Origin of the sequence: Sorangium aterium, from assembly GCF_028368935.1 — a bacterium.
In the GTDB taxonomy this organism is placed as follows: Bacteria; Myxococcota_A; Polyangia; order Polyangiales; family Polyangiaceae; genus Sorangium; species Sorangium atrum.
The window spans coordinates 352,438-370,215 of sequence record NZ_JAQNDK010000004.1 but is presented as its reverse complement, the minus strand read 5'-3'; the positions used below and the strand labels follow the sequence as shown (position 1 = coordinate 370,215).

The following is a 17,778-nucleotide window of genomic DNA, read 5'->3' as shown; positions in this document are numbered from 1 at the left end:
CGAGACCGATCCCCATGAATCCACCATGAGCACCTTGTCCGACCGGTACACCCTGAACGCGAAGGTGCGCGAGACCCAGAGCTCCGAGGTTTACCGCGGCTACCGCACGATCGACGGGGCATCGGTGCTGGTCAAGCTGCTCAGGAGCGAGCGGCCGACAGCGCTCGAGCTGGCGCGCCTCCGCCATGAATATGACGTGTTGACGTGGCTCGACACGCCCGAGGTCGTCAAGGCCATCGGGCTGGAGCGGCACGGGCACGGCCTCGCCCTGGTCATGGAGGACGCGGGCGACGCGTCTGTCGACAAGCTGATTCGATCGGGCCGCCTAGATCTGCCGCGCTCGCTCGAGCTGGCGCTGGCCATGGCGCGAACGCTCGCGGCGGTCCACCGCAGGCACGTCATTCACAAGGACATCAAGCCCCATCACTTCTTCGTCACGGACGGCCCGAGCTCGCTCGTGCTCGTCGACTTCGGGATCGCGACGCGCCTCTCCCAGAAGGTCGACGCGCTCTCGGGGGTCACGCAGCTGGAAGGCACGCTGGCATACATCGCGCCCGAGCAGACGGGGCGGATGAACCGGAGCGTGGACTTTCGAGCCGATCTGTATTCGCTCGGGGTCACCCTGTACGAGCTCTTCACCGGTGCGCTGCCCTTCGACGCCAGCGATCCGCTGGAGCTGGTGCACAGCCACATCGCTCGCAGCCCCCGGGCGCCCGTGGCATCCAGGCCGGACCTGCCGCCGGTCCTGTCGGACGTGATCCTCAAGCTGCTCAGCAAGACCGTGGAGCAGCGCTACCAGACCGCAGCTGGATTGCAGCACGATCTGCAGCGCATTCTGGATCAGGTGAAGCAGGCTGGCGCGGCGGAGGTCTTCGGTCTGGGCCAGCGCGACAGATCCGATGAGCTCTCGATCCCCGAGAAGCTCTATGGCCGGGAGCGCGACCTCGATGCGCTTTTGGAGGGCTTCGGCCGCGCCAAGCAGGGCAGGAGCGAGCTCGTCCTCCTGTCCGGACAGGCGGGCGTCGGGAAATCCGCGCTCGTCGAGGAGCTGCACCAGCACATCCTCGGCCGGGCGTACTTCGGCGCAGGAAAGTTCGACTCCCTGGCGCGGAGCGTCCCCTACGGCCCGATCGCCCACGCCTGCCGTGCTCTCGTCCGGTCCGTGCTCGCGGAGCCCCCGGGCGTGCTCGAGCAGCGGCGGCGTGAAATCCTCGAGGCGGTCGGCCCGAACGCGGGTCTCCTCACCGATCTGATCCCCGAGCTGAAGCACGTCGTCGGCGAGCACCCCCCCGTGCCAGCGCTGGGGCCGACCGAGTCGCAGCGCCGCTTCGAACATGTCTTCTTGAGCTTTCTAGGTGCGCTGGCGGCTGAAGAGCACCCGCTGGTGCTCTTCCTGGACGACCTGCAGTGGGCGGACGCCAGCTCGACCCGCCTCTTGCAGCACGTGCTGACGGCCGCCGGCGCGCGCCACGTGCTCGTGATCGGAGCTTACCGGGAGCTCGAGATCGACGCCGCGCACCCGCTGTCTCTGTTGCTCCAGGAGCTGCGCCAGGCCGGCGTCCGGAGGCGTGAGATCACGCTCGGCCCGCTCGGCCCGCCGCACATCGCGCACCTCCTCAGCGACACGCTCGGGTGCGGCTTCGAGGCGGTGAGCGGGCTCAGCGCTGCCTTGTTCGAGAAGACCCGCGGAAACCCCTTCTTCCTCGCGCAGTTCTTGACCGCGCTGCACCGAGACGGCCTGCTGCGCTTCGACCACGCGGACCTCGCCTGGAGGTGGGACACGGGGCGGGTGTGGGAACGGCTGGCGACGGACAACGTGATCGATTTCATGGTGTCCGAGCTGCGGAGATTGCCGCAGTCGAGCCAGGACGTGCTGCGCTTCGCCGCGTGCGTGGGGCATAACTTCGACATGGCCACGCTGGCCGTCGTGTCTCAGCGCTCTCACAGCGACGTGGCGGACCACCTCTGGGAGGCGCTGCGCCAAGGGTTCATCGCCTCGCTGGACGGCAAATACCGCTACAGGGCCGAGGCTCATCACGACGCGACCGGGAGGGTCGACGGCGCGCTCGACGCCGCGTTCCGCTTCTCGCACGATCGCGTCCAGCAGGCGGCCTACTCGCTGTTCGGCCCGGAGGAGCGGGACGCCATCCACCTGCGCGTCGGTCGGCTGCTGCGGGAGCGCGGCGGCGCAGATCCGGGCGATCGTGAGCTGTTCGCGATCGTGGATCACTTGAACCGCGGCGCGCGCCTGATCGTCGAGCCGGCCGAGCGGCGCGGGCTCGCGCGCTTGAATTTGAACGCCGGCCGCAAGGCGCGCGCTCGCGCGGCGCCCGACGCGGCGGCGCACTACCTGAGGGCGGCGCTCGACGTGCTCGGAGAGGCGGGGTGGATTGAAGAGTACGAGGTCGTCTGCGCCGCTCACCTGACCATGGCGGAGTGCGAGTACCTGACCGGGAACCTCGACTCCGCGTTCGGGCTGCTCCATGTCGTGGAGCGGAACGCGCGGTCGGTGGTGGATCGGGTCATGGGGCGCAACCTCGAGGTGCTCCTGCTCACCAACACGGGCAGGCTCGACGTCGCGTGCGCGAAGGGCATCGACGCGCTGAGGCTCCTGGATCTGGAGTTGCCTCCTCTAGAAGACAAGGCGGCTCTCGGCGCGGCGATCGGCGCCGAGTTCGGAGCGTATCAATCTGCGATAGCGGAGTCCGAGATCGAGTCTCTGGAGACGGTGTCGGTGATGAGCGACGCCCGCGAGCTCGCGGTGCTCCACACCCTGGCCACCAGCATTCCGGCAGCGTTCCAGGCCATTCCAGAGCTTCATTTCCTGCTCGTGCTCAAGGGAGTCCAGCTGCTCCGTCGGGGCACGGCGCCGCTCGCGGGCTTCTTCTATGCGCAGTACGCGATCGTCCACCTCGCCATCACGGGCAGCCGGGAGCACGCGTTTCGCTTCGGCCGGCTGGGCCTGGAGCTAGCGACCCGCGGCGGCAGTCCGGCCAGCAAGGGTCAGGTTCATTTCCTCTTCGGGGTCTTCATCGCCCACTGGCGTCAACACATATCGCACAGCCTGGAGGTGTTGCGGTCAGGGCTGAGGATCAGCCTCGAGATGGGCGACCAGATCTACGCGTCTTACTGCGCTGCGTTCATCCTATACTATCGCATGTATGCCGGCGAGAGCTTGCACGACCTGGAGGACAGCCTCTCGACCGCCCGCGACCTCGCGGACAGGACGGGTGACGTCGTCAACCAGGGCATCTGCAAGGTCGCCCAACAGGCCATCCGGGCGCTGACTGGCCAGACTCGACACCCCGCAACCCTGGAGAGCGCGGATTTCGACGAGAGCGCCTTCATGGCCTCTGCGCCGCTGCCGACGCTGGCGATTTACGGGGTCGCGAAGACGACCGCCCAGTATCTCGCTGGCCGCTTCCGGGATGCCCTGGCCACCAGCGACAGCTGCAAGCTGGTCCCTGGCTTCTTCTATCACGCCGAGCACGTCTTTTATCGGGCGCTGATCCTGGCCGAGCTGACCCGCACCGCGGCTCCGGAAGAGCGCGCCGGACTCCTGGATCGCCTGCGCGCCGACGCTGCCACGCTCGAAGCCTGGGCGCTGTCCTCGCCCGCCAACTTCGCGCACCGCGCCGCGCTGGCGCAGGCGGAGATCTCGCGGATCGAGCGGCGCACCGAAGGCGCGCTGGATCTGTACGATCGCGCGATAGCCCTCGCCCAGGAGCACGGCTTCGCGCACGCCGAGGCCATTGGCAACGAGCTGGCTGGCCGATTTCACCTGGACGAGCGCAGGAGCAAGGTAGCGGGCGCCTACCTGGCCGAAGCGATCTACGTGTACCAACGCTGGGGTGGGACGTGCAAGGTCGAGGAGCTGAAGTCGAAATACGCTCACGTGCTCCGGAGCAGCGCGGCGCGCGCATCCCCCCTCAATCCAGCAGACGAAACGGCAGCGAGCCTGCCAAGGACGACAAGCCAGACGACCGGCCAGACCTCCAGCACGCTTCGTCCAGGCGAGAGCCTCGACCTCACGGCGGCCATCCGCGCGACCGAGGCGATCTCCACGGAGCTCGTCATCGATCGGCTGCTCGAGCGGCTGATGCGGACGCTGCTCGAGAACGCCGGAGCCCAGCGGGGGTGCTTGATCCTCGATCGCGCCGGGGTGCTCACCCTGGAGGCGAGCATGACCATCGATCCCGATACGATAAAGCTCGACGCCCGTGCGCTGCGGGGCGGCTCGGAGGTCCCGGAGTCGCTCGTGCGCTACGTGGCGCGCACGGGCGAGCTGACCGTCCTCACGGACGCGCACCGTGACATGCGCTTCGCCTCTGACCGGTACTTCACGCAGGCTCGACCCAAGTCGGTGATGTGCGCTCCGATGCTCCAGGGCGGAAAGGTCACCGGCGTCCTGTACCTGGAGAACCGCATCACCGCGGAGGCGTTCAGCCCTGCGCGGTGCGGGCTCTTGCAATTCCTCGCGACGCAAGCCGCCGTGTCCCTCGAGAACGCGATGCTCTACGGGCGGCTGGAGGCCGCATCGCAGGAGCTCCGGCGGGCGAACGAGAACCTCGAAGCGCTCGTCGCCGAGCGCACCGCCGAGCTCAGACGCCTGGTCGCGGAGCTGTGGAGCGAGATGGATCTCGCGCGCAAGATACAGACGGTGCTCCTGCCGCAGCAGAATCGTCTGAAGGACTACGACATGGCCGCCCTGATGACGCCGGCCGAGAGCGTCGGCGGCGACTACTACGACGTGGTCCAGACGGGCGGGAGCAGCTGGGTCCTCATCGGCGATGTATCCGGCCATGGGGTCACCGCCGGCCTGACGATGATGATGGTCCAGACCGCCGTACGGACCATCCTGACGACGTCGCCGCGCGACGGCGAGCCTCTCACCCCTGCAGTCGTGCTGAGCCGGGCGAACCGCGCGGTCCGGGAGAACCTGCTCCGCGTGAGCCCCGATCAGTACATGACGATCGTCGCGCTGGAGCTCGGCCGCGGGAAGGTCCGCTACGCAGGCCTCCACCTCGACATCTTGATCCACAGGGCGCTCTCCAACACGGTGGAGCTCGTCGAGACCAGCGGGATGTGGATCGGGATCGAGGACGACATCACGGCGCTGCTCCGGGACGACGTGATAGAGATAGGCGCCGGAGACACGATGCTGCTGTACACCGATGGGCTCACGGAGTCTGTCACCCCCGCAGGCGGAATGCTGGAGACCCAGGGGCTGGCAGAGCGGTTCCACGCGCTCGCGGCGCAAGGGTTGTCGCCGAGCACCATCGTGAAGGGCCTCGTGGGCCCCATGGCAGGGCAGCGGCTTCGTGATGACGTCACCGTGATGGTGCTCCGCTACTCTCCGGCCGAACGGCCGGCGGCTGCGAACTAGGGTTCAGCAGCCCGCTGCGAGCTGCGCATACAGCGCGGCGTACTCCGCCATGATCGTCCTGCTCGCATAGCGGTGCACGGCGCGCCGGCGCGCAGCCTCGCCGAGCTGCGCCCGCAGGGAAGGGTCGTCGCGCAGGGAGCGGAGCGCACCCCGCAGCGCCTCCTCGTCTCTCGGCGCCACCAGGAGGGCCACCCGACCGCCCTCGCCCTGGATCACCTCCGGCACTGCGCCGACCGGCGTGACGACGCAGGGCAGGCCGCTGGCCATCGCCTCCAGCAACGCGTTGGGCAGGCCCTCGCCATGGCTCGGTAGACAGAAGACGTCCGCGTCGCGGTAGACCGCGGGCATCGCGTCTTCGGGCATCTCGCCGAGCAGGCTCAGGCGTCCCTGCCGCTCGAGCTCCGCGAGCGCCTCGTCGAGGCGGCGGGACGGGCCGGCAGCGCCGCCTGCGTCGCGAGGCCCCACCAGCGCGAGGGTCAGGCCCTCGACCGCCAGCACGGCCCGCGCGAGCTCGAGGACCCCCTTCTGCGGCGTGACGAGCCCCGCGAAGAGCACCCGCAGCGGCTGGCCGGGCGAGCGCGGCGCGGCTGCGGGGTGGAAGCCGTCGGTGTCGACCGGGTTGGCGATCCGGACGACATGGCTCCCTGGAACCAAGGCCTGCACGTAACACCGCAGCTCCTCCGAGAGCGTGATGACGGCTGCAGCGCGGCCCAGCACGGCGCGCACGGCCTGCCGAGCCGGCCACGGCAGAGTCCGATGCCAGGCGATGATCTGCGGTGACAAGCGCAGGTGGAGCACGGCGGGCACACCCGCGCGACGACACAGCTCCACCGCGAGGCCGTCGCGCGCGGTCGCCCAGAACAGGGTGGTGCACAGATGGACGACATCCGGCCGGCGTCGCGCGAGCAGACGCTGAAGCGCAGCCAGCGCTTCGCCCGCGCGGACCACGCGCGCGGGGCGAAGCCTGCTCGTCGGATCGATCGAGGCGCCTCGTGGCGAGGTGTCGATGACGTCCGCCTCGATGCCCGCCGCTGCCGCCGCGTCGAGGTAATTGCGCATCCACCGCGTGATTCCGCCGGCGGGCGGCGGGAGGGGGCCCCAGAGCGCGACGCGCATGTCCCTAGAAGCGCGCCTCGGCCTCGATCTGGTCCCAGCGCTCGCGGAACCACGCCACGGTGCGCGCGAGCCCCTCGCGCAGGCCCGTGTGCGCCTCGAAGCCCAGGACGCGACGGGCCTTGTCGGTGGACGCGACCCGACGGCGCTGCGTATCCCACGCTCGGCGCTCGACGAACCGGACGCCGGCGCGGTTGCCCGTCATTTCATTGATGGCTTTCGCGACGTCGATGATGGCGATCTCCTCGCCAGACGCCAGGTTGAACGCCTCGCCCGAGGCGGCCGGCGCGGCGCCCGCCCGGAGAAACCCATCGACGATGTCGCCCACGTAGGTGAACGAGCGGGTCTCCTCTCCCGTCCCGGTGATCGGCAGCGGCTCGCCGCGCAGGGCCCAGTAGACGAAGTTGGGGATCACATTGCGGTATCGGCCAGGGACCTCGCCCGGACCATACGAGTTGAAGGGGCGCACCCGCACGGTGCTCAGCCCTTCGTGGCCGGCCGAATGATCGCAAAAATAATTGCAATAGAGCTCGCCGAGCAGCTTGGTCGCCTGGTAAGGCGTGTGGACATCGAGCGCGAGGTGCTCCTCGTGGACGGGCCGCGGCGGGTCGCTGCCGTAGGGCGCGCACCCGGACGAGGCGAAGACGACGCGCTGGGCCCCGCTGCGCTGCGCGTGCTGCAGCACCCGCAAGGTGCCGAGGCCGTTGACCTCGAGATCGCGCTCCGGGTTGTCCACCGAGTTCTGGTTCGCGAACAGCGCGGCGAGGTGGAAGACATGCGAGGGCTGCTCACGGAACACCGCCGCGAGCACGCCGTCATCGACGACGCTCCCCTCCACGAAGCGCACGTTGCGCTGCGCCGGGATGCCCCAGCGGGATGAGGAGGAGAGGTCGTCCACCACGATCACCTCCGCGCCCGCCTCGGCCAGAGCCGCCGTGAGCGAGCCGCCGATCGCGCCCGCCCCTCCGGTCACGATGATCCGCCGGTCCTTGTAACCTTGCATGGTACCCACCGTTGTGTCTGTCGTCTCGCCCATGAAACGTTGCTCACCGCAATGCGCCGGTGCATTGCGTGCTTCGATATCCCCAGCCCTGCGCCGGTGCCCGAGGGCGCCGGCGTCTCCATGACGACGCTTCACCGCGCTGCGCGCGCGAAGATCTCCTCATAACGACGCACGAGCGGCTCGCGCGTGAACCAGCGAAGGAAATAGAGCCGGCCGGCCTCCCCCATCGCGCGCCGCGCCTCCGGCGTCATGCCGTGCAGCCGCCGCACGGCGTCCGCGAGCGCCGCCGGGTTCTCGGGCTCGCAGGCGAGCCCCGCCCCGCTGCTGCGCACCAGATCCGCCGGATCCCCGCCCGCCGCGACGAGCACCGGCCTGGCGGCGGCCATGTAGGCCGGGATCTTCGAGGGGATCGTGATCTCGAAGCGCGGATCGCGCCGGAGGTGCGAGAGCACCACATCGGCCAGCGCGAAGAAATGCGGCATGCGCTCGTGGGGTTGCTGGCCGATGAAGACGACGTTCGAGAGGGCCCGCGCCGCAGCCTCGCGCCGGAGCCTGGGCGCGTCGTTCCCGTCCCCGACCATCACGAACCGCACGTCGGTGAGGTCGCGCAGCCGATCGGCCGCGTCGAGCACGCTGGAGAGGGCTTGGGCAGGGCCCATGTTGCCGGCGAAGAGGACGACGAACCGCCCTGACAACCCGTGCTCCGCCGCGAGCTGCGGGTCGGGCTCCACCGGCCTGTATATCCGATCGTCGGCCCAGTTCGGGATCAGGTGCACCTTGTCTGTCGAGACGCCTCTGCGGGAGAGCTCGCGCTCGAGCCCCGGGCTGATGACGGTGATCGCCGCGGCGCGCCGGTAGAGGGCGCGGTTCACGCGATCGATGCCAGCGAACACGAGCCTGTTATCGAGCATGCCCGAGGCTGCAGCGGTCTCGGGCCACAGATCCTGGACCTCATAGACCCACGGTATCCGGCGGAGCGCGGCGAGCCAGGAGGCGGCGATGGCGTGGCTCGGTGGGGGATTGTGGACCCAGGCGACGTCCGCCGGCCCGGAGAGGGCGGCCCCGAGCAGCGCTGTCGAGGCGGCGAAGCTCGCGTAGTTGAGCGTCCGCCGCACGCGCGATCGGCTGTGATCCGGGTAGCTCGGGAGGCGTATCACCCTGGCGCCGCTCGCGTGCTCCACGTCCCAGAGGCGCTGTCGGTAGCCCGGGTAGGTGCGGCCATGCGGGTAGTTCGGGAACGCGGTCACCACCGTCACCTGGTGCCCGCGCTCGGCCAGCGCCTCTGCGAGCAGATGGGGGCGCGCGACCGGCTCGGGGTGATACCACTGCGACAGGAGGAGAATCTTCACTACCCGCGCTTCGATGCACCGGCGCTCGCGGGCATTCACGCGATGCGCGGCGGACGGCACGGTGATGCCGCCGGCGCCGCGGGTCGCGCCGGACGGCTGCGACGCGCACGCCGGGAGCGCTTCGAGCAGCGCTGCGAAGATGCACCCCCGGCGGCGAACGCCGTCTCGTCAGTACTCGACGTCCTGCTTGAAGATGAGCTCCGAGGACGGCGACTCGGGATTGGCGGTCTTCTCGAGGCTGATGACGAGCTCGAACCGGGTGAGCGGCACGCTCACGTCCTTGAGCTTGCCGGTGCGGGTATCGGGGTCGAAGTTGAGCGCGCCGATCCGCTGCCAGGGCGAGTCGCTGTCCGGGCGCGCCCAGACGACGTAGGCGGTGCTGCTCGAGTCGAGGCGATCGGGCGGCGGGAGGTCCTTCGCGTTGATGTCGAGGCGGGTCATGGCCGCGTCGAAGTTGACGTCGGCGATGATCACGGCGTCCGCGCCCGGCGCCTTCCCGATGCCCTGCGGCGTGTAGCGCAGCGGGCCGCCGCAGCCCGCCATCAGCGCGCACGCAAACGCCACGACAGCGAGCCGCAGCACCCTGGAAACATGTCCTCTCATCTCGGTAGCTCCTCCTTCGTCCCTCTGCTGCGGGCGAAGACGCCTCGCGAACCGCCAGCACCGGCCGGCGGCCGAAACAGCCGCGGCATCATAGCCGCTTTCGGCCACGCCGACGGCGCTCGACGCAGCAGGAGGCGGCCTGGCCCGCCGGACGTGCTCGACACGCCCCCGCCTCGCGCGCCCCGCCGCCTCGCGCGCCCGGCCGGCGAGGCGCCGTCCGCGAGCGCAGTCCAGACCCCCAGCGTCGGGGAAGGGCGCGGATCGGACGGATCGCATGGCGGAGCGCCGCCCATAGACTAAAGTCTCGAAATCGAGATGGATTTGGCACACACACGGCTCGGAGCGCGGGGCGACCGCTGGTCGACCGGGCGCGGAGTCCTCGATATTCGAACGCCCGCATCCGACGTCGTGACGAGGCGCCTCGAGGGGTACGCGTCGCTCGATCTCATCGAGCCGGCGATCAGGCACCTGGAGACCCTCGTCGAGGCGGGCGTGCACCCGGTCGTGTTCGACGATTTCGAGCTCGGCACCGGCTATGACAGCGACGTCCGGGCCAGGCTCACGGCGTGGCACCTGCGGAACCCCGGCAAGCTGAAGGAGGTCCATATCCTCGTGCGGCCGGGGCTCGTCGCCATGGGCGTCACGGTCGCCAACCTCGCCACGGGCGGCCGCTTCAACGTGTACACCGACCGCTCCGCGTTCGAATGGGCGCTCGCTGGCGTGCTGACGACGAGGATCACGGCGGGGCCCGCCTCGTCGGTCCGCGCGCCGTCCCCGCGCTGACGAGCGCCCCCTGGCGCGCGGATAGGCGGATCGCGCGCCCTCAACCCGAGCTCAGGGGTGCTGCACGACCCCGTTCGCCGGAGCCCCCCTGGCGCCGAGCGTGATCTCGCTCATCCGCTCCGGGTGCTTTCCTTCGATGCCATCGTAGTGATGGCGGATCGCCGCCATGTCGGCCTCGATGTCGCCCGTCGGGTGGAACACGTGGAGGATCCCGCCCCGCTTCCGGGGAAAGTCGAGGTACCCGAGGAGGATCGGGACGCCGGCGCCGAGCGCGACGTAGTAGAAGCCCGTCTTCCAGCGCTTCGTGCGCGAGCGCGTGCCCTCGGGCGCGATGACCAGGATGAGCTCGTCGCGCTCCTTCAGCACGTCGACCACGGCCGCGACGAGGTTGTTCCTGTCGCGGCGGTCGACGGGGACGCCGCCGAGCCACTTGAAGAAGAAGCCGAACGGCGGCTCGAAGAGGGTGTGCTTGCCGAGCCAGGAGAACTCGAGGTCGAGCACGTAGCTGACCGCGAGCGTGAACGGGAAATCCCAGTTCGAGGTGTGGGGCGCCGCGATGATCACCGCCTTCGACGGGAGCTCCGTGATGCCGTCCACGCGCCAGCCGAACACGGACAACCAGGTGCGGCCGACGAACCGGCGAACGGCGCGGCGCGCGGCGAAAAAGCGTGGAGCGGGTGCGTTCGGCATGGAGGACCTCGACGGTAAGCAGCCGGAGGTTCGTCGCTGCCCAGGTGGAAGTCACGTCACCTTTCCGTCATCCCGCGCCGCTCGATCAACGCCGTTCGATTCCGTGCGGCTTGCCCTCGCCGTAGCCCGCCAGCGTCTGCACCCCGATGACGGCCTTGTCGTGGAGTTCGTCGAGGTTCGCCGCGCCGGCGTAGGTGCACGCCGACTGCACGCCGGTGATCATCTCGATCAGGATGGCGCCGACGCTCTCGCGCCCCTCGTGGATGTAGATCCGCGACGTCGAGATGCCCTCGCGGAAAAAGGCCTTCTTGGCGCGCTCGAACGCGTCGAGCTCGGCGGTGCGCTCGCTGACCGCGCGGGCGCTCGCCATGCCGTAGTTCTCCTTGTAGAGCAGCCCGTCGCGGTCCTCCATGACGTCGCCCGGGCTCTCGTACGTGCCGGCGAGCGTCGTCCCGACCATGACGCGCGAGGCGCCGGCGGCGAGGTAGAGCGCCACGTCGCGCGGGTGACGGACGCCGCCGTCGGCCCAGACGCGCTTGCCGTGGCGGCGCGCCTCGCGGGCGCACGCGAGCACCGAGGAGAACGTCGGCCGGCCTGCGCCGGTCTGCATGCGCGTCGTGCACATCGCGCCGGGGCCGACGTTCACCTTCACGATGCCGGCGCCCGCCTCGATGAGATCCCGCGTGCCCTCCGCCGTGCAGACGTTGCCGGCCACGAGCGGGACGGCGTCGCCGACGGCGCTCCGCACCGCGCGGATCGCCTCGACCATCCGGCGCTGGTGGCCGTGCGCGGTGTCGAGCACGATCGCGGAGACGCCGATCTCGACCAGGCGCGCGGCGCTCTGGGCCGCCTGCGCGGAGATCCCGATCGCCGCCGCGACCATGAGCTCGCCGCCGCCGTCGAGCGTCGGCTTCAGCAGCTCGAGGCGCACGGCGTCGTCGCGCGTCAGCACGCCGTGGAGCCGCCCGTCCCCGTCGAGCACGGGGACCGCCTTCACGCGGGCGTCCTCCATCAGCAGGAAGGCCGTCCGGTTCGGCGTGCCGACCGGGATGGTGATGAGGCGCGACGACATGAGCGCGGACGCGGGCGTGTACTGGTCCCGGTCGCGCAGGTCGGCGTGGGTGACGATGCCGATCGGCCGCCGCTCGTCGTCGACCACGACCACCATGTCGTGCGATCGCTTGCGGATGATGCCGTGCACGTCGCGGAGCGTCGCCCGCGGGGAGACCGAGAGGGGCGTGTCGTAGCGCGGGTCGGCGCGCTTGATGTGGCGGACGATGCGCTCGACCGTGTCGAGATCCATGTCCTGCGGGAGCACGCCGAGGCCGCCGAAGCGGGCCATCGTCTCCGCCATCCGCTTGCCGGTGACCGCGTTCATGTTCGCCGAGACGATCGGGTGCGAGCCGCCAGGGAAGTCCGCCGGGCGCAGGTCGGTCTCCAGGCGGGAGCCGCCGGCGAAGTAGCCGGGGGTCAGGAACACGTCTTCGAGGGCGAGCTCCAGGCTCTCGTCATGCTCGGGGTGGAGAAAGCGCATGCACAGCTCCGAGGAAGGGGGATGGCGCCGCGAAGGCGGCGCGGCGCGCGCCAGTCTAGTGCCTGACGGTAGGGCGCGGTCGACGCTGGTCGCGCGACGAGCGCCCTCCCCGCCGGCCGACCGCTTTCACGGGGGCTGGCGGGCGCGATGGGCGGAGGGCGAGTCGGCGATGACGCGGTCCAGGATCGCAGCGATGCTGGCCGCGGCCGCCTCGGACGACAGCTCGGCGGGCGGAGGCGCCGGGACCGGAAGCGCGCCCGTCTCCCGGAAGCGCGCGAGGTGGCGCGCGAGCGCGGCGGCGATGCCGTCCGCGTCGTCCGGCGCGACGCGCGCGTTGTCGCTCCGGTACGAGAGCAGATCATCGACCTCGCGGTTCGCGGTCACGCTGACGACGGGCATCCCCGACGCGGCGTAGTCGTAGGTCTTGGCCGAGACGCGAAGCACGACGTGGGGGCTGAGCATCGCGAGCAGGACGTGCGCCCGCCTGAGCTCGCCGAGCACGTCGCGCTGCGGGACCGGGGGGAGCGCCTCGATGTACGGCGTGAGCCCCATGCGCTCGAAGCAGGCGCGATCGTGATCGGACATCCGGCCGATCTGCCGGAGGACGACGTCGTCGGGCGCGAGCCGCTCGCGGTCGATGAACCGCCGCAGCGCGGCGCCTATCTGGTCGGCGGAGGCCTCCTCGCGGATCGTGCCGAGGTGGAGCACGACGAAGCGGCGGGGCGGCTCGGGCGCCGGCGCTGGCGCGTACAGCGCGAGATCGAAATGGTTGCGCACGAACGAGGACTTCGACGTGAGCTCGGGGAAGCGCGCGCGGTAGGCCTCGAGCGCGGCCCGCGTGTTGAAGATCACGTGGTCGGCGCCCTCGAGCCAGCGGCGCTCCAGGCGCGGGACGATGGCGCGCCGGGCCCGCTCGGCCAGGCCGGACGGCGGGCCGTTCCCCGTCTCGTGCAGCGAGTAGGGGTCGCGCATGTCGAGGACGAGCGGCACGCCGAGCGCCCGCTTCACGTGGAGGCCGACAGGGCAGGCCGAGTACGGCCCGGCGCTCACCACGATGGCCCGCGCGCCGGTGCGGCGGGCCAGGGCCACCGCCGCGCGCGCCCCGCGCGGGGCGTGCGCGATCCAGCGGTCGGTGATCGCCTGGAACGGGCGGAGCCCGACGAGCGGCCCCGCGCGCCCCGCGGGCAGCGGCGCCCGCGCGCGGAGGGCGCGCAGCGCGGCGCCCACGGCGAGGACGGCCGGATCGAGGTACTCGTCGAAGACCTCGACCTCGGGCGGCAGCGCGGCGAGCAGCCCGTCGTCGCGCGGATCCTCGGGGAAGGTCCCCGTCAGGACGGCGGGGCGGAAGCCGTGGCGCGGCAGGTGCCGCGCGAGCTTCACCCAGCGGAAAGCGCCGACGCTCGTCTGGGGAGCGAAGGCGGGGGAGATCAGCAGGAAGGGGTGCACGTTCGATCCTCTCGCGGGCAAGCGGGCGTCCACGACGTCAGCCCTCGCCGCGCACCCCGCGCTCGAGCAGGTCCGCGTAGAGCGCGAACAGCGCGTCGAAGTGCTCGTCGCTCGTGGGCAGCCGCTCCCCGGCGGCCCGCGCAGCCGCGACGCGCTCCTCCCGCGGGCGCGCGAGCACCCGCTCGATCGCGGCGGCCACCTCGCCGGGCGAGGCGCGCGGCGCGTACACCTCGGCGGCGCCGGGCTGCGCGAAATCCAGCGCGGCGCCGGCGGCCGGGACGACGAGCGGCAGGCCCGAGCACAGCGCCTCGCCCAGCACGAAGCCGAACGTCTCTGCGGCGCCGCCGTGGACGAAGACGTCGGCGCTGGCGTGCAGCGCCGCGTAGGTGGCGCGGTCCTTGGCGAAGCCGAGGAAGGTCACCTGCGGCAAGGCGGCCGCGCGGCGCTCGAGACGCGCCCGCTCGGGCCCGTCGCCCAGCACCGCGAGGGCGACCGGGCGCCGCGCGGCGAGCTCCCGCGCCGCGTCGATCACGAGCGCGACCCGCTTCTCGACGGCGAGCCGGCACGCGACGAGCAGCAGCGCGGCCGACGGCTCGTCCGCAAACCGGCCGAGCAGGCTGCGGCGCAGCGCCGCGTCCGCGCGCGAGGGGCCGAAGTCACCGCGCTTCACGCCGAAGGTGACGCGGTGGACGCGCTCGCAGCCGTGGCTGCGGAGCTGCTCCGCGATGAAGGTCCCGGGGGCGATCGTCGCGTCGAACCGCCGCGACAGCGCGCGCGGCCAGGCGAACAGCGCGCCCTCGAGCGCCCGGGCGACCGCGCGCGGGCGCACCCGGTCGAGCAGCGGCGCCGCGTAGGTGCTGATCTGATCCGAGTGGTACACGAACGTGCGGAGCGGGACCTCGCGGGCGCTCGCCGCGACGAGCGCGGCCGTGTAGGGCGCGCTCGCCTGGACCACGTCCGGCGCCTCGCGGCGGATGATCGCCCGCGCCGCGCCGAGCCGGAGGAGCGCGTGGTAGGTCGGGTCGTACGGCATCGGCGGGCCGGCCACCCGGACGATGCGGCCCCGCTCGAGCGGCACGACCTCGTCGCGCGGCCCAGGCGCCACGACGACGATCTCGTGGCCGCGCCGGCTCCCCTGGCGCACGAGCTCCTCCAGGTACGACCGCACGCCGCCCCCGCGGGACGAGAAGAACTCCGCGACGTCGAGGATCTTCACGAGTGGTTGCTCCCGCGCAGGAGGAGGCCGCCCTTCCACGAGCGCCGCATCCGCGCAGAGCGGTTCATCACGTGGAGCAGCGCCGGGAGGAACAGGAGCGCGCACGCCACGCACGCGATCTCGCCGCTGACCGCGACCCAGCCGAACGAGTTCAGCGCCTGGTTGTCGGCGAAGATGAGCGACCCGTAGCCCAGCACGGTCGTGTAGCTGCAGAGGGCCACGGGGCCGGCCGAGCGCTTGACCGCGAGCGACACGTCGCCGCCGAGCAGCCGCGCGCGATCGAAGACGTTGAAGGGGTACTCGCAGCCGATGCCGAACGTGATCGGGAGCGCGATGAAGTTCAGGAAGTTGATCTTGACGTCGTGTATCGCCATCGCGGTGGCCGTCCCGAGCACGCCGAGCACGAGGGCCAGGAGGACCGCGAGCGCGCCCGCGATGCTGCCCGTCGCGAGCACCACGACGGCCGTGACCGCGAGGAGCGAGGCCGCCGTCGCCAGCGGGCCGTCGCGCTCCATCGACCGGATCATCTCGGCGAAGACCGTCGGCCTGCTCGCCGTGACGACGTGGGTCCCGTCAGGGAGGACCACGTTGCCGGTGGTGTCGGCCATCCGCAGGAGGTTCCTGCCGTTCGAGAACGAGACGTTGTTCTTGTACTTCACGTAGAACACCGTCCCCACGACGCCGTTGTTCTCCTCGAACCTGCGGCGGATGAGGTCGGGCAGGTCCTTGGGGCCGATGACGCGCAGCGACTCCGGCGGCTTCATGGCGAGGACGCGCTCGCGCTCCTCGGGGCTCAGGGCCTTCAGCACCCGCGGGGTCAGCCGGTCCCGGATGCGCTCCAGGACCTCGATCTTCCGCTGCTGCTCCTCGGCCGTGCCGGGGAGGGCGTCGGCGATCGTCGCGACGTCGGCCACGAGCTGGCCCTGCGGATCCTTCGCGTCGTTCGCCAGGATCTGCGCCTTGATGGCCGGCACCTGCTCGGGGGTGTCCGCGAGCATCATCGCGCCGGCGACGTTCATCTTCCCGCCGAAGACCTCGGACGCCTTGAGCGACCAGCTCCCCGCGCCCTTCTCCCGCGAGCTCTTCGAGCCGAGGCGCGCGAAGTTGTACTCCCAGGGGTCCCGGATGTACGCGGGGAGCTTCCACGCCGCGAGCGCGACGATGACCGGCGCGACCGCGAGGAACGCGAACGGCCACCGCGACGTCACGCGCGAGAGCGCCCGCGCGCCGGGCCCGGAGGTGCCCTCGTCCGAGACGCGCGGCGCCGGATCGCGCATCCAGCGCGGGAGCCTCGCCTGGACGCGCTCGATCGCGACGAGCGTCGCGGGCACGAGCGGCACGATGGACGCCCACACCATGAACATCCCGACGAAGCCGATCGTGCCGAACTGGCTGAACCCGCGGAAGTGCGTGATCGTGAGCGATCCGTAGGCGATGGCCGCCACGCTTGCGCCGACGAGCTCGGCGCGGAACGCGTTGATGACCGCCTCGCGCCGCGCCTCGTCCGCGGGCATGCCGCGCGCGCGGAAGTCGCGGTACCTCGACAGGAGCACGATCGGGTAATTGACCCCGTTGCCGACGATGATCGCCCCGAGGAAGGCGCCGACCGTGTTGACGTAGCCGTAGGTCAGGGTCGCGAACGCGTACCCCGCGCTGGCGCCGAGGGCCGTGGGGAGCATGATCACCACGAGCGACCAGGGCGAGCGGTAGTAGATCATCACGCCGCCGACGATCAGCACGAGCGCGATGACGGTGGCCCACACCGCCTCGCTCACGAGCGACTTCTGCTCGGCGATGGCGTTCGGGATGTCGCCCGCGTACCCGACCTGCATGGCCGGGTGGAACGCCGCAGGATCGAGGCGCGAGACGAGCGCGGTCACCTGGTCGAAGAGCTCCGCCGCGCGGCGATCGCCCATCCCGGCGCTGCGCGAGACGATCCGGAGCGCGACCATGCGCCCGTCGGGCGTGGCGAAGTAGCCGCTCGGGAACTCGTCGATCTTCTTCAGGCGCCGCTGGAGCTCCTGCCACGTCTCGTCGAGCGACAGCCCCTTCTTCGCTGGCGCTGGCGCTGGCGCCGCCGCCGCGCCCGCGTCACTCCCAGATGCCCCGCCAGCCTCCAGATCCTCGATGAGGCCGCTCCGCAGCGCGAGCTCCAGCTCGATCGCCTCGTCCGCCGCCTCGAGCTCGCGGACGCTCGCGTAGAGCCACTTGTTCGCGTCGAAGAAGCTGCGGACCTCCTTCGTGCCGGACTCCACGTACCGGATGAGCCCCGGCGGCCCGCACGCCGCCCGGCAGGCGTCGTCGCCGCACGCCGCGGCGCAGGCCGCGCGCTCCCGCAGGGGCTCGTTCAGCTGCTCCGCGAGCGCGTCGATGAACCGCTCGTTCGCGCCGCGATCCGGCGACTCGGCGATGACGATGAGCTGCGCTCCGCCGTCCACGCGCCGGGCCTGACGCTCGTAGGCCTGGAACGCCGGGCTGTCGCGCGGCAAGAGCTCCCGGAGCTCCGTGCGCAGCTCGAGCCGCGACGCGTACCCCCATAGCCCTGCCATGGAGAGGAGGGCGAGCGCGATGATGAGCCAGGGACGGCGCCCGCTGAAATCGACGAGCGCACCGATCATCCTGAGGAGCATTCGAAGGACACCTCGAAACCGGGAA

At 71.1% G+C, this 17,778-nt stretch carries 11 protein-coding genes; 2 read left to right on the top strand and 9 right to left on the bottom strand.

Features of this window, described 5'->3' with window-relative positions:
* Positions 1 to 25 precede the first annotated feature (25 nt).
* Positions 26 to 5,386 carry an AAA family ATPase gene (locus POL72_RS32730; RefSeq protein WP_272100542.1) on the top strand — a complete coding sequence of 1,787 codons (5,361 nt, stop codon included), beginning with the start codon at positions 26 to 28 and terminating at the stop codon, positions 5,384 to 5,386.
* Between the two features lie 3 nt (positions 5,387 to 5,389).
* Here the strand turns inward: POL72_RS32730 and POL72_RS32725 are convergent, their stop codons facing one another.
* The 4 genes from POL72_RS32725 to POL72_RS32710 all read right to left on the bottom strand — a co-directional run bounded on the left by POL72_RS32725 (position 5,390) and on the right by POL72_RS32710 (position 9,454).
* Entirely contained in the window at positions 5,390 to 6,502 is a 1,113-nt protein-coding gene (locus POL72_RS32725) for a glycosyltransferase family 4 protein (protein ID WP_272100541.1), read from the bottom strand.
* Between the two features lie 4 nt (positions 6,503 to 6,506).
* The gene (locus POL72_RS32720; protein WP_272100538.1) at positions 6,507 to 7,502 is read right to left on the bottom strand and encodes an NAD-dependent epimerase/dehydratase family protein; all 996 of its coding nucleotides are present in this window, start codon (positions 7,500 to 7,502) and stop codon (positions 6,507 to 6,509) included.
* A gap of 131 nt (positions 7,503 to 7,633) precedes the next feature.
* Entirely contained in the window at positions 7,634 to 8,851 is a 1,218-nt protein-coding gene (locus POL72_RS32715) for a glycosyltransferase family 4 protein (protein ID WP_272100536.1), read from the bottom strand.
* A gap of 168 nt (positions 8,852 to 9,019) precedes the next feature.
* A complete protein-coding gene (locus tag POL72_RS32710; RefSeq protein WP_272100535.1) occupies positions 9,020 to 9,454 on the bottom strand; it encodes a hypothetical protein in 435 nt (144 codons plus the stop codon).
* Positions 9,455 to 9,862: 408 nt separating this feature from the next.
* Between POL72_RS32710 and POL72_RS32705 the strand changes: the two genes are divergently transcribed.
* Positions 9,863 to 10,237: a hypothetical protein gene (locus POL72_RS32705; protein ID WP_272100533.1), complete on the top strand. Its 375-nt coding sequence runs from the start codon at positions 9,863 to 9,865 to the stop codon at positions 10,235 to 10,237.
* A 51-nt stretch (positions 10,238 to 10,288) separates the two neighbouring features.
* On the opposite strand, the gene POL72_RS32700 is transcribed toward POL72_RS32705, so the two are convergent.
* From POL72_RS32700 to POL72_RS32680, 5 genes are all read right to left on the bottom strand, one after another.
* On the bottom strand, positions 10,289 to 10,927 hold the full coding sequence (locus POL72_RS32700) for a lysophospholipid acyltransferase family protein (protein ID WP_272100531.1): 639 nt from the start codon (positions 10,925 to 10,927) through the stop codon (positions 10,289 to 10,291).
* Positions 10,928 to 11,012: 85 nt separating this feature from the next.
* Complete coding sequence (locus POL72_RS32695) at positions 11,013 to 12,461, bottom strand: GuaB1 family IMP dehydrogenase-related protein (protein ID WP_272100529.1); 1,449 nt, start codon at positions 12,459 to 12,461, stop codon at positions 11,013 to 11,015.
* Between the two features lie 126 nt (positions 12,462 to 12,587).
* On the bottom strand, positions 12,588 to 13,907 hold the full coding sequence (locus tag POL72_RS32690) for a glycosyltransferase (protein WP_272100528.1): 1,320 nt from the start codon (positions 13,905 to 13,907) through the stop codon (positions 12,588 to 12,590).
* Between the two features lie 37 nt (positions 13,908 to 13,944).
* Complete coding sequence (locus POL72_RS51370) at positions 13,945 to 15,123, bottom strand: glycosyltransferase (protein ID WP_272100526.1); 1,179 nt, start codon at positions 15,121 to 15,123, stop codon at positions 13,945 to 13,947.
* Complete coding sequence (locus POL72_RS32680; protein WP_272100524.1) at positions 15,120 to 17,753, bottom strand: efflux RND transporter permease subunit; 2,634 nt, start codon at positions 17,751 to 17,753, stop codon at positions 15,120 to 15,122. Before POL72_RS32680 ends, POL72_RS51370 begins: the two co-directional genes overlap by 4 nt.
* Between the last annotated feature and the right edge of the window lie 25 nt (positions 17,754 to 17,778).

Coding starts and splice junctions, on each gene's coding strand:
- POL72_RS32700 (WP_272100531.1), bottom strand. CDS start 10,927: ATGCCGAACGCACCCGCTCCACGCTTTTTCGCCGCGCGCCGCGCCGTT.
- POL72_RS32725 (WP_272100541.1), bottom strand. CDS start 6,502: ATGCGCGTCGCGCTCTGGGGCCCCCTCCCGCCGCCCGCCGGCGGAATC.
- POL72_RS32695 (WP_272100529.1), bottom strand. CDS start 12,461: ATGCGCTTTCTCCACCCCGAGCATGACGAGAGCCTGGAGCTCGCCCTC.
- POL72_RS32710 (WP_272100535.1), bottom strand. CDS start 9,454: ATGAGAGGACATGTTTCCAGGGTGCTGCGGCTCGCTGTCGTGGCGTTT.
- POL72_RS32730 (WP_272100542.1), top strand. CDS start 26: ATGAGCACCTTGTCCGACCGGTACACCCTGAACGCGAAGGTGCGCGAG.
- POL72_RS32720 (WP_272100538.1), bottom strand. CDS start 7,502: ATGCAAGGTTACAAGGACCGGCGGATCATCGTGACCGGAGGGGCGGGC.
- POL72_RS32680 (WP_272100524.1), bottom strand. CDS start 17,753: ATGCTCCTCAGGATGATCGGTGCGCTCGTCGATTTCAGCGGGCGCCGT.